General features: G+C 36.2%; 10 protein-coding genes. 4 read left to right on the forward strand and 6 right to left on the reverse strand.

Annotated features, from left to right (window positions below; translation table 11 throughout):
- Nucleotides 1-6 precede the first annotated feature (6 nt).
- The 5 genes from G7051_RS06845 to G7051_RS06865 form a co-directional block, all read right to left on the reverse strand.
- Nucleotides 7-1,068 carry an agmatine deiminase family protein gene (locus G7051_RS06845; RefSeq protein ID WP_255493343.1) on the reverse strand — a complete coding sequence of 354 codons (1,062 nt, stop codon included), beginning with the start codon at nt 1,066-1,068 and terminating at the stop codon, nt 7-9.
- 167 nt (nt 1,069-1,235) lie between these two features.
- The gene (locus G7051_RS06850) at nt 1,236-2,432 is read right to left on the reverse strand and encodes an acetate kinase (RefSeq protein ID WP_166199160.1); all 1,197 of its coding nucleotides are present in this window, start codon (nt 2,430-2,432) and stop codon (nt 1,236-1,238) included.
- Between the two features lie 102 nt (nt 2,433-2,534).
- Entirely contained in the window at nt 2,535-3,500 is a 966-nt protein-coding gene (locus tag G7051_RS06855) for a 3-hydroxyacyl-CoA dehydrogenase family protein (RefSeq protein WP_166199161.1), read from the reverse strand.
- 108 nt (nt 3,501-3,608) lie between these two features.
- Complete coding sequence (gene pta, locus G7051_RS06860; protein ID WP_166199162.1) at nt 3,609-4,619, reverse strand: phosphate acetyltransferase; 1,011 nt, start codon at nt 4,617-4,619, stop codon at nt 3,609-3,611.
- 291 nt (nt 4,620-4,910) lie between these two features.
- On the reverse strand, nt 4,911-5,645 hold the full coding sequence (locus G7051_RS06865; RefSeq protein ID WP_166199163.1) for a hypothetical protein: 735 nt from the start codon (nt 5,643-5,645) through the stop codon (nt 4,911-4,913).
- A gap of 174 nt (nt 5,646-5,819) precedes the next feature.
- Between G7051_RS06865 and rpsO the strand changes: the two genes are divergently transcribed.
- The 3 genes from rpsO to G7051_RS06880 all read left to right on the forward strand — a co-directional run bounded on the left by rpsO (nt 5,820) and on the right by G7051_RS06880 (nt 8,651).
- Entirely contained in the window at nt 5,820-6,089 is a 270-nt protein-coding gene (gene rpsO, locus G7051_RS06870; protein ID WP_050709170.1) for a 30S ribosomal protein S15, read from the forward strand.
- A gap of 133 nt (nt 6,090-6,222) precedes the next feature.
- Entirely contained in the window at nt 6,223-7,641 is a 1,419-nt protein-coding gene (locus G7051_RS06875; protein WP_166199164.1) for an MBOAT family protein, read from the forward strand.
- Between the two features lie 110 nt (nt 7,642-7,751).
- Nucleotides 7,752-8,651, forward strand: coding sequence for a hypothetical protein (locus G7051_RS06880; protein WP_166199165.1), 900 nt, complete (start codon nt 7,752-7,754; stop codon nt 8,649-8,651).
- Here G7051_RS06880 and G7051_RS06885 read toward each other — a convergent pair.
- The gene (locus G7051_RS06885) at nt 8,644-10,281 is read right to left on the reverse strand and encodes a mechanosensitive ion channel family protein (protein ID WP_221412927.1); all 1,638 of its coding nucleotides are present in this window, start codon (nt 10,279-10,281) and stop codon (nt 8,644-8,646) included. The two genes, G7051_RS06880 and G7051_RS06885, sit on opposite strands and share 8 nt — an antisense overlap.
- 509 nt (nt 10,282-10,790) lie before the next feature.
- Here G7051_RS06885 and G7051_RS06890 point away from each other — a divergent pair.
- A complete protein-coding gene (locus tag G7051_RS06890; RefSeq protein WP_166199167.1) occupies nt 10,791-12,635 on the forward strand; it encodes a 4-hydroxy-3-methylbut-2-en-1-yl diphosphate synthase in 1,845 nt (614 codons plus the stop codon).
- The last annotated feature ends 122 nt before the right edge of the window (nt 12,636-12,757 follow it).

The following is a 12,757-nucleotide window of genomic DNA, read 5'->3' on the forward strand; positions in this document are numbered from 1 at the left end:
AAAAGATTAAAGAAATCCTTCGGGATACTGCATGGTAATACAATGCAACGATCCATGTTGTTTAATTATAGCAGAACAATCTATACCAATTACTTTTCGTGTGGGAAAAGCTTTCTGCAACTGCTCCTGAGCCACTAAATCTTTTGGAGTATTGTAGAATGGAAGGAGAACAATCTCATTCATTATTAAAAAATTGGCATAGGTCGCAGGAAGACGTTGACCATCTACTATAACCTTATCCGCCATAGGCAGTTTGATAAGTTTATAAGGATTACCTTCGAAATCACGAAATTTTTTAATTTGTTTCTCCATTTGTAAAAGAGCATCATAATGCTCATCAGCCTGATCTTCACACTTTACATAAGCAATAGTATGCTCATCACATAAACGGGCCAATGTATCGATATGGCTATCCGTATCATCACCGGCCAAGTAACCGTGTTCTAACCATAAAACCTTTTTTAAACCAAAAACATCTATCAGATAGTTTTCTATTTCCGATTTTGTAAGAGCTGAATTCCGGTTAGGAGACAATAAACATTCGGAAGTGGTAAGCAACGTACCTTTTCCGTCCGACTCTAATGCTCCTCCTTCAAGAACAAAGTCTTTCTTATTTACATATTGTACATCCGATTGAAAAACCTTAGAAGCAAATAGTCCTCTGTTTATCTGATTATCATAATTAGATGGGAACTTAAGTCCCCAGCCATTAAATGTAAAATCCAATATGTATTTCTTATTGCCTTCATCAAAAACCGAAATTCCGGCATGGTCTCGTGCCCAAGTATCATTAGTAGGCAACTCTACCAAAATAAGATTTTTAAGCAGGTTTTCATCTACATTCAGCATCAGCTTAACAGCTGCATCATCGCGACAAACAATGATCAATTTTTGGTATTGAAGAATTATGCGTGCAAGATTGATATAGCACGTAGTTATCTCTTCAAGCATATAATCCCAATCCGTACCATAGTGAGGCCATGTCAATTGAATAGCACTTTGCGGATGCCATTCGGCAGGAAGGGCAAATGATTTATTTTGATCTTTTTTCATTGCTTCTAACATCATAAATTAGAATGTAAAATTACATATTTTACATCATCTTATGCAAACAAGCCGCAATTAAATAGTTAATTGCGGCTTGTTTTAAGGTCTCAGACCTGTTTATTGCTTTGGTAGGTAACAACTAAAAGAATAACTGGCACCTATTTTTTCGACTGAAAGCATATGCTAAATTAAACACTTACTATTTCCATTGTATCGGAAGCGATCATGAACTCTTCATCGGTCGGAATTACTACGATCTTCACTTTCGAATCGGGAGTACTTATTACAGCCTCATCTCCATGAATTTCGTTATTTTTATCCAAATCAAGTTTCACGCCCATAAATTCCAAGTCCTTACAAACTACTTCTCTTGTTATAGAATGATTCTCACCGATACCTCCTGTAAAGATAAGAACATCCATACCTCCTAAAGCAGCTGCATAAGCACCTACATATTTCTTGATACGGTAAGTAAACATATCGAATGCCAGTTCGGCTCTCATATCTCCTTTATCGACACCTGCACGTATATCTCTCATGTCTGATGACAATCCCGAAATACCTAACAAACCACTAAATTTATTAACGATAGTAGACATGGTTTGAGGCCCTACATTTTCTTTTTCCATGATGAAAGACAAAACGCCTGCATCAACATCACCCGAACGGGTTCCCATCAACAAACCTTCAACAGGAGTCATACCCATGCTTGTGTCAACCGATTTACCATCTGCTACGGCAGCCAAAGAACCTCCGTTGCCGATATGTGCCGATACTATTTTTTGACTCTCATAAGGCACTCCTAAGAATTCGCAGGCACGACGGGTTACATATCTGTGGCTTGTTCCATGAAATCCGTAACGGCGTATCGCATATTTTTCGTATAATGAATAAGGCACACCATACATATATGCTTTCGAAGGCATAGTTTGATGGAATGCCGTATCGAATACTGCCACCTGAGGAATATCGCCCATCAGATCTTTAACGGCATTAATACCTGCCAAATTAGGTGGATTGTGAAGCGGTGCAATATCGATACATTCTACAACCTTTGCCATCACATCGTCAGTGATAAGCACACTCTTGTTGAACTTTTCACCACCATGCACTACACGATGCCCTACAGCATCAATCTCACTAAGAGATTTTATACAACCATACTTCTCGCTGGTCAGAACACCTAATATATATTCTATACCCGATTTGTGTTCTAGAATTTCACCTTCGAGAATAACTTTATCGTTTTTGAAAGGAAATTTGAGAAAAGAACCTTTTAATCCTATTTTTTCGATGGCTCCCTGAGCAACCACATCTTTGCTTTCCATATCGAAAAGCTTATATTTTATGGACGAACTTCCGCAGTTCAATACTAATATTTTCATGATCTTTTACTTAGGTAATTTCAACTATTTATCGCTATACTTCATAGCTATAACCAATTTATTGCCGCCATACCTGCCTAAGCAATAAAAAGGTTTGAGACCTTATATTAAATTGTTAGGTGTCACACGTTTTCCGGCTTCATCATAGATGTAGAAACCTCTTCCTGTTTGCACTCCGTATTGTTTTGAGTGATACAGTCTCCACAAAATGGGTGATGCTTTGTACTTACGGTCTCCATATTCATTGAACATGTCTTCCATCAGCATAACAATTTTCTCAATACCCAAAAGATCTGCTAATTCAAATATGCCATAACGTTGTCCATAAATCACGGTGAATTCTTTATCGATATCTTCCATCGAAGTCAAGTTCTCCATTAATATATGACATGCTTCATTTAACATAACTGTCATCAGACGCATACTCACCAAGCCGCTACTTTCGCGAACTTCTATCGGAAGGTGCTTAATAAGGTTAGAGAAACGGATTATTTTTTCGACTACTTCGGGAGACGTAAATGTTCCTTTTACTATTTCGAGTAGTTTTGCATCACTGTGAGGGATAGGAAAATGCAAGCTCACGCAGCGCTCTTTATACTTGAGGTCTGCCGAAAGTTCACTTATAATTACCGTTGTTGCATTGGTTGCAATAATAGCATCGGGAGATAAAACCTCTTCTAATTTTTTGAATACCTCTTTACGTAACGATGTACTGCGTGCTCCATTGGCTTCGTAACGAATACATTCTATTACGAAATCACAATCTCTAAGGTCCGAATAATCCAAGGATCCCGTAATACGTCCCATCGTACCCCGTTTTTCGCCTTGAGTCAACCCCCAGTTTTCTATTTTTGTATCTAAACTCTGCTCAATTTCTTTCAGAGCATCTTGTATTTTATCTTCCGATATTTCGATAAATACTACCTCCATACCCGATTGTGCTGTCAGATTAACAATACTGCGTCCATCACGCCCGCAGCCGACAACACCTATTTTCGAGAACAATGCTCTCTCCTGATCTTTTTTACTTAATCCGTAACCTTCTATCGGTTCTACTATTTCAGCCATATTTATATTATTTAAACTTCAATAAATTTAGTGTCAGATTAGATTATTAAGTGATAATAAGCTTTGAATTATAACACCTTTCCAAAGCAATAAAAAAGGTCTGAGACCTTATTTCTTTTTTGCAGCTATTGCCTGATTAGCAGTTACAGCTACCATTTTATATATATCGTCTACAGAACAACCTCTCGACAAATCGTTAACCGGAGCAGCCATACCTTGAAGAACTGGACCTACTGCTTCGGCACCCGCCAAGCGTTGTACTAATTTATAACTGATATTACCTACTTCTAATGTAGGGAATACAAGCACATTGGCTTTACCGGCAACCGAACTTCCGGGTGCTTTACTGTTTCCTACGGATGGAACCAACGCCGCATCGGCTTGCAACTCTCCGTCAATTTCTACGGTCGGGTCTAATTTCTTCGCCAAAGCCGTAGCTTCAACCACTTTGTCTACCATCGGATCTTTAGCACTTCCTTTTGTAGAGAAACTTAGCATGGCAACTTTAGGCTCTTCGCCAACCAATGCTCTTGCCGTGTGTGCAGAAGCAATTGCTATTTCTGCCAATTGAGGTGCTGTAGGATTAGGTGTTACTGCACAGTCTGCAAATACGAGTACTCCATTAGGTACATATTGATTGTTTTCCACAAACATCATAAATGCTCCTGAAACTACACTAATTCCGGGTGCTGTTTTTATGATTTGCAGAGCAGGACGCAAGACATTTCCGGTTGTATTTTGAGCTCCGGCAATTTCGCCGTCAGCATCTCCGTTTTTAATCATCAAGCAAGCCAGATACAAAGGGTCTTCTGCCAATGTTACAGCTTGTTCGGGTGTCATACCTTTTGCTTTACGCAATTCGAAAAGCAAATCGGCATATACTTGTTTTTTAGCATTATTTTTCGGATCAACAATATGTGCCTTATCAATATGGCTTAAATTAAATTTTTCTGCCAGATTTTTAATTTCGGTAGGATTTCCTATCAGAATAATCTCTGCAACTCCATCAGCAAGCAATTGGTCTGCTGCTTTTATTGTTCTTTCTTCTGTTCCTTCGGGCAATACAATACGTTGTTTGTTTGCTTTGGCTCTGGCAATAATTTCATTAATAAGATCCATAATCTGCTATTTATTATTTTACAAGATCGTCTTTAACTTCATTTTAAGTGTTATAACGGCAATCTTTTTATTTAGTTTTTTTATTAACACAAATATAGTAAATTGTAACATGGACTTTACAATTTTAAGCAATAAAAATATCTTGTATTTTAAATAATTATATATCCTTCCACCAAACACACAAAACAGACAAAGTATCTTAACACTCTGCCTGTAGCATATCTTTAGTATAATTTATTCAAAAAAAACGTTTTTGAGTTTGGCGAAGGATTGGGATCAATCCTTATTCCTTTAGTGATTTTCGAGCCAATATATATATGGTTTTATCCAAAGTTGAATTGATGCTTGAGTATCTTGTTTAAGAAAATCCAGTGCTCCCCGAGAAAATGCATATTGCTTTTCTATCAAAGGGTATACAGTTTCATCAAACAATATATTTTCACGGATTTGTTCAATCTTCAATAAATCTGTTTCCGTAGGCTCATCACAGTATCCTAAATCGGGACTCACTAAATAAATCATTGTATCATACCATTGTGCACTAAGGTCAGTATTCTTTTGCTCTTTTGCCGAACATACTACAATATCTACCATATCCAGCCAAGGCAATTGTGTTACCCCCTGCTTCTCTTCCCCTTCAATTACACCACTATCTACTAGTTTTTCCCAAATCGAACTACCTGCCACTATATGAAATAAAGGTTTTCCGTTATCCTCTTTTCCTATATCTTTAATTAAAGATTCGCTGTCTAACCAAAACCATGTTTCATTATTTCTTTTAGCCTCTTCTATCTTAGGTTTTAATTCCTCATAATCAGGATGCTTATCTATCGGAATACTTATCAAATAATGATATTTCTTTAAAATATCATATACTCTAAAATATGTATAACCAGTATCAAACATTTTCTGAAACTCATATAAACTATGTATAATATTACGCTTATCCTGCAATTTCAAATCTTTATTATTGTCTATACAAGATACAGAGTCTATTACAACTCCTTCAATTTCGTACATTCCCATCGTGAATTTATTTTTTTGTTAGTGGATTGTAAATATAAGATATTTAATTCTTCTTTTATTTTGACTCTAGCTGTTTGTGATTACATCTGAACTAAAAAAGAACATAAACATTTGTTCGTCAGAAAATAACTCTTATCTTTGCAGCGAATTTTTAATCAAAATAAAAAACGAATTATGTATTTAGATTCGCAAAAGAAAGAAGAAATCTTCGCTAAATACGGAAAGTCTAACACTGATACTGGCTCACCTGAAGCGCAGATTGCATTGTTTTCGTACCGTATTTCGCATTTGACTGGTCACTTAAAGTCAAATCACAAAGATTATAACACTGAACGTGCTCTTAAAATGTTGGTAGGTAAACGTCGTCGTTTATTGGATTACCTGATCGAAGTAGATATCAACAGATATCGTGCTATCATCAAAGAGCTTGGAATCAGAAAGTAAATTCTTTTCCAAAAGAACAAAAGTTACTCCTAAGCAATTAGGCAGTAACTTTTTTTTCTTTTAACATTATTTCCTCCCCCGAATATTAACATTCGCACCACTCTTATATCTTAATTAATTAGCAATCAGTTCAATGCTATTTACAAGTATTCCATTTCTCATTCTATTTATTATAACTTTTACCCTGTATTATTTACCTAAGGTATCTAAGCATCAGGTATCTATATTAGTAATTGCCAGTTTGATCTTTTATGCATACGATCAACCTTGGTTTACACTCTTACTCCTATTTTCTGCCGGAATTAACATTGCTGCCAGTTATTATGTAGTATATGGAGACCCGAAAAAAAGAAAGCTTGTGGCAACAACGGGCGTTGTCCTCAATGTTATCGGTCTGGCTTTCTTCAAATATAGCCCGTTAATATCGGCTACTTTTTTCAATCCGGAAGGTTCAATAGGACATTTTCTCTTAATGATACCGTTACCTATAGGTATCTCATTCTTTACCTTTGAAGGGATCAGTTTATTAATTGATGTATGGAGGGATAAAGAAGCCAATGAGAAAGCTAAAAGTTTTATTCCTGTTTCTTTAGCACAACACGCTCAACGGACCTTGTTCTTCATTTCGTTTTTCCCACACCTTATAGCCGGCCCTATATTGAAGGCTCATGACTTTTATCCTCAAATAATGGATAAATATTTCAAAGAGATAAACTGGGAAAGTGCCTTTAAAAGCCTGACTGTAGGATATTTCTTAAAAATGGTTGTAGCGGATAATCTGAAAAATTTCACATTCTGGATCAGCTATCCATTTTTTGAAGCCTATTCATCCATGGACTTACTGGTAATTCTGTTCGGATATACTATGCAAATCTTCTCCGATTTTGCAGGCTACTCACTTATTGCAATAGGGCTTGCCAAACTATTCGGTTACGATTTTCAAACCAACTTTGACTTTCCATATATCTCGACTTCTTTTAAAGAATTCTGGAGACGCTGGCATATATCGTTATCTACGTTTTTGATGCAATATTTATACATACCGCTCGGAGGAAGCCGTAAAGGTAAGTTTATGACTTACTTCAACTTAATGCTCACTATGACATTAGGAGGTATATGGCATGGGGCAGGTTGGGGATTCGCTCTTTGGGGATTCGTTCAGGGAAGTTTACTTGCTATTGAACGTCTGGCAAACGATAATTTCAAACTGAAACGCAGATTACCTAGATTTTTCGACCCGTTCAAAATATTCATTGTGGTAGGTATGTTTACCTTATCATGGCCATTATTTGTATTACCCAAGTTTGAATACACACTTGGCTATTTTCGGGCAATAGCACATAATATATTTCTCCAGAGTAATGTAAAACTCAATATGTATATATTCTTGTATTCTATTCCTGTAATCGTTTACCATTTATTGTACCTTTCGAAAGGCACAAAATTTTGGGACGCATTTAAAAAGAAAGAATATATATTTTACGGAATCCTGTTGTTCTTTCTTATAACGAATGCCGGAACCAGCGGTTCATTTATTTATTTTCAGTTTTAAGGTCATGTCCCTTTTTGAATTTTAGGAAGCACAAAATATACCGACAGGATATTTATGCCACTAAAATATAGTATTAAATATTATTGCTTACTTAATATATTATTCCGATTATGATAAAAAAGGCTTTACTGTCATTCTTTATTATCTTCATGACATATACGATCATAGTCACCTATGTGGTAGATCCTCACAAATTTGTTTCGGAACACCAATGGCAAGACAACCAAATAAAGGCTCAGGAGTATTTGTATTCCAATACCGATTCTATTCAGCATATTATTGTAGGCTCTTCATTGGCCGACAGGCTTGTAGTTGGTTATCTACCTGACATATATAACCTCTCGATGGGAGGATTAGGGGCTTTTGACGGATTGCAAACAATAACGAAAAAAGGAGTATATCCCAAAACGGTTTTCATCGAAATGAATAAGCTCGACAGAAAAGCTTCAACAGACTTTACAACATCGTTAAATAATCCGATAATGACTTTTCTCCGCAAGTATTTTATATCTATACGTGATGGAAAACAGCCTATGGGATTCATTGCCATACCTTATGGTGAGAAAGTTACAGCTTATGGATTATACCTTGCACAGACAGCGGTTCATACTATAGCCGGAAAGATCATTTCAAGAGAAAAAGAAGGGTTAGAAGAGGTGGATATGGTTACTAAAATCTTACCCCGATTATTGGAGGAAGAATCACATATACCCAATGCAGCAGACCTGGAAAAAGATGCTCAGAATTTAAAGAAGTATGTTGATATTCTTGAGAAGAATCATGTAACCGTGGTATTTTTCGAAATGCCAATACAGCATCAGCTATGCGGCCTAAGCAAGCCCGAAGCGATACGAAATCAGTTCTACAAAACATTTCCCCGCGATAAGTATCAATATATAGATATGCCTGACTGTAACGATTACACAACAACAGACGGGCTGCATCTTGACAAAGCATCAGCAGAAAAGTACACGTTCCTTTTTAAGGACGCAATGAGTAAACTTAAGTAGTTTCAGATTCGTCCTCCTGATCGTTAAATTCTTGTGATACAGGTTCTGTATCATTATTTTTCGGATTAGCACTTCCCTCAAAATTAGTGTTTACAACATAACGAGGTGATAGAAGATTAACACCGGCTTGCCTGAAAACCTCCTGTGCATTTTTTCGTAAATCAGAATATATAGTAGTCATTTTATCTGCCTCTTTTGTATAAACATTCAGCTGGTATTCGACATCAAAATCATCTAACGAATTCTGCAAAATAAAAGGCTTCTGCTTTTTTAATAAATTATCAGTACGCGAAGCTACCTTCAATAATAAATCGTGAACCTTTTGCCAAGGCACATCATATCCCACTGTAACTGATATATAGAGAATAAGACCGTACTCGCGGGCTGAAACCGAATAGTTAAGAGTCTTAGAATTCATCACACTGGAGTTGGGAATTGTTATTATTTCATTTTTAAGCGTTCTCACTCTTGTAACTAGAGCCGTTTTTTCAATAACATTACCCACACAATCATCCATCTTAATACGGTCACCTATCCTAAAAGGACGCATATACGTAATTACCAGCCCGGCAACAAGATTACCTATTATTGAAGTCGAACCGAGCGAAAGCATGATACCGGCAAAAACCGAAACTCCCTGAAAAACAGTCGAGTTTGATTTAGGCAGATACGGAAAGATCAATATAAACATGAATATATACAATACCACATTTAAGATATTATAGGTAGGCGTAGCCCAATCGGGATAAAATCCCTTAATGGTAATCTTACCTGTCGCAATCTGGTCAGCAAAAAAACGGAAAAATTTGCGGATATACATAAAAATTACCATAATAACCAAAATGGTAAAAAACTCCGGCATATAATTAATCACACTGCGTGCTATCGATCTTACAGGAGAAAGAACATATTCCAGTAGCTGGTCTGAAAGACTCATTGTATTCGGAAACACTTTGAATAATGCCCATATACACAGATATAAGGTCATTATTATCAACACAAAACGAATAAACTTAAGCAAAAAGATAAAAAGATTTACCTCTCGGTCTGCATCAATAAGCCCGAATATACCTTTGATCCACTTTCCTCTTTGAAGCCTTATAAAGATCTTAATTCTTCTAAATAAAAAGAAGATAAGTCTAAAGACTAGAAAACCGGCAATTAATATCAAAGCTACCCATCCCGCCTGTATAGCAAGCCGCTTAAGACTATTTTCATCACGATGCTTGTTTATTGCATTTACAATCTCATCTTTGAAAATTTTTGCTGTTTCGACTTTCGACTTTCCACCCAATACAGCCTGCATAGTATCTATACTAGCTATTAATTCTTTTTTATAAACAAGTTTGATATTATCCTCTATATCCATAAGTTTTATGGAATCTTCATTAAAAAGAGGATCGTCATACAGACTTCTTATGCGCTCACTAATAGCATCTGCCCTTTGCTCCGAGGTAAATGACCCCATGCTCCCATATATGTAAAATATAGTATCATGGAAGGGAACAACAGGTGCTTTTTTAGGAAATAACTTTGCAACCTGAATGGTGTCTATCTTAACAATCTCGATCGGCTTTTTGGGGGTTTTATTCTTTTTTTGCGGTAAAGCAGAATCTGTCGATAATATCATTAACGCAATCAAAATAAATACACGATATCGTATTGAAAATCTTTTATACATATTCTTGAAAAAATAAAGGTCTGATACTTATTATTATTTTATTAAATGTCAGAATAAAATAATATCCGAAACAAATATACTTAAATTCATAAATCTAAAAATCAATCACCCACAGAACTTTTTTAATTATAATATCAAAACATAATACACTGTAAATAAGAACAATAAAATCGACAAATATGTTTACTACTCATAAATATGCTATATGCATCAATTTTGCATATATTTATCCGTTTAATATACAACAATAGAGTATATAATACTGTTTTAGAAAAAGAGAATCATTTATTTAGTATAGGATATAAAATACAGAGAACAAAAAATATCTACCTTTGTTAAGATTTAAGGAATGCAAAATTTTTAATGTCATATTTGAATAATTAAAATTTGCTTTCGTTTTATAATAATCAAAGCAATAAACAGGTCTTAGGCCTTAGTTCAACTAATTAAAACTTCAAATGGATTTTTTCAATTATAAAAGACGAAATTCGTCTATCGCAAAAATAGGGAATACCCCTCTTGGTGGTGACAATCCGATCAGAATACAATCGATGACCAGCACCAACACTAATGATACCGAAAATAGTGTAGAACAAACAATCCGTATCATTGAAGCCGGTGCAGATTATGTTCGCTTAACGGCTCAAGGTGTGCGCGAAGCCGAAAATCTTAAAAACATAAAAGAGGAACTACGCAAAAGAGGTTACAATACCCCACTTATTGCCGATATCCATTTCAACCCACGGGCTGCCGAAGCTGCAGCCAAATACGTAGAAAAGGTACGTATCAACCCGGGAAACTTTGTAGATGGGGCAAAGGTATTTGAAGGTAAAGAATTTACTGACGAAGAATATGCTATAGAAATAGAAAAAATACGAACTAAACTAACTTCGTTCCTCAACATCTGTAAGGAACACAATACAGCCGTGCGTATTGGGGTGAATCACGGATCATTGTCGGATCGTATCCTTACCCGTTACGGAGATACTCCTGAGGGAATGGTAGAATCGTGTATGGAGTTCCTTCGCGTCTGTCTAGAACAGAATTTTACGGATATAGCCATATCCATGAAGGCATCCAATACCATTGTTATGACTAAAGCTGTACGGTTGCTCGTACAGAAAATGGAAGAAGAAGGCTTGTCTTTCCCTCTTCATTTAGGCGTAACCGAAGCCGGAGACGGGGAAGACGGACGTATCAAATCGGCAGTCGGCATCGGAGCATTACTTTCGGATGGAATTGGTGACACTGTACGTGTTTCATTGAGTGAAGACCCCGAATTTGAGGTTCCTGTTGCAAAAAAGATGGTAAACTACATTTTGGAAAGAGCAAACCATCCCGAAATAAAAGCAACTCTCAACCCAAGTTTCTCTCCTTTTTCAACTGTTAAACGCAAAACATATACTATAGAGAATATAGGAGAAGATAAATTACCGATTGTTATATCGAACAGATCGAATGGTAATTTCGAATTTAACGTACATTTCTTACCCGATTACATATATGTAGGTAAAAGTTTACCTGCCGAAGCTCCTCGCTCTATTTCTGCGATAATAGATTTTGAGGGTTGGAAAGAGGAGAAAAACACCTATCCCCTATTCAATAAGAACAATTTCGATAAAATAAAGGAAAATAAAGCTGCTGTCAAGTTTCTTCAAATAAGCTATCCTGAACTGTCGGATGAAGTAATCTCTCTTTTAAAATCGGATAAAAGCATTGTGGTAATTATCTCAACCAATCATAAAAACGGTGTGGGAGAACAACGTGCATTTATACATACGTTAATGAATAACGATTGTGCAACTCCCGTTATCCTTAATCGTAAGTATACTGAAAACGAGGCAGAAGACATACAGATAAAAGCTGCTATTGACTGTGGAACCATACTTCTCGATGGCTTTGGTAATGGTATCATGCTCGAAAACGAGGGTAATATTCCTCAAAAAGATATTGATTCTTATTCATTTGGCATCTTACAGGCTGCCAGAGTCCGCACAACCAAAACGGAATATATTTCGTGTCCCAGCTGTGGACGTACGTTATTTGATCTTCAATCGACTGTTGCACGTGTAAAAGAGTCAACCTCCCACCTAAAACATCTGAAAATAGGTGTAATGGGTTGCATTGTTAATGGACCGGGCGAAATGGCTGATGCCGATTACGGATATGTAGGAGCCGAGAAAGGTAAAATCTCATTGTACAAAAGACAAGATCTTATCGAGAAAAACATTCCTTCGGAGCAAGCTGTCGAAAGGTTAGTTCAACTAATAAAGTCTCATGGCGACTGGGTAGATCCTGAGTAAACTGAGCTATAAACCCATTATTCGTTTACCATATCTGATTATTTAACACAGATATTGTGAAAAAGAATTAAGATTTATTCATATTTTTGGGGGGTACTAAATATTAAATGTACTTTTGCCGA

Origin of the sequence: Dysgonomonas sp. HDW5B, assembly GCF_011299335.1 — a bacterium.
GTDB lineage: Bacteria > Bacteroidota > Bacteroidia > Bacteroidales > Dysgonomonadaceae > Dysgonomonas_A.

Bases quoted from the DNA above. Each gene is read 5' to 3' on its own strand.
- G7051_RS06855 (WP_166199161.1), bottom strand. From the start codon at position 3,500: ATGGCTGAAATAGTAGAACCGATAGAAGGTTACGGATTAAGTAAAAAA.
- pta (WP_166199162.1), bottom strand. From the start codon at position 4,619: ATGGATCTTATTAATGAAATTATTGCCAGAGCCAAAGCAAACAAACAA.
- G7051_RS06885 (WP_221412927.1), bottom strand. From the start codon at position 10,281: ATGATATTATCGACAGATTCTGCTTTACCGCAAAAAAAGAATAAAACC.
- G7051_RS06845 (WP_255493343.1), bottom strand. From the start codon at position 1,068: ATGATGTTAGAAGCAATGAAAAAAGATCAAAATAAATCATTTGCCCTT.
- rpsO (WP_050709170.1), top strand. From the start codon at position 5,820: ATGTATTTAGATTCGCAAAAGAAAGAAGAAATCTTCGCTAAATACGGA.
- G7051_RS06890 (WP_166199167.1), top strand. From the start codon at position 10,791: ATGGATTTTTTCAATTATAAAAGACGAAATTCGTCTATCGCAAAAATA.
- G7051_RS06875 (WP_166199164.1), top strand. From the start codon at position 6,223: ATGCTATTTACAAGTATTCCATTTCTCATTCTATTTATTATAACTTTT.
- G7051_RS06880 (WP_166199165.1), top strand. From the start codon at position 7,752: ATGATAAAAAAGGCTTTACTGTCATTCTTTATTATCTTCATGACATAT.
- G7051_RS06850 (WP_166199160.1), bottom strand. From the start codon at position 2,432: ATGAAAATATTAGTATTGAACTGCGGAAGTTCGTCCATAAAATATAAG.
- G7051_RS06865 (WP_166199163.1), bottom strand. From the start codon at position 5,645: ATGGGAATGTACGAAATTGAAGGAGTTGTAATAGACTCTGTATCTTGT.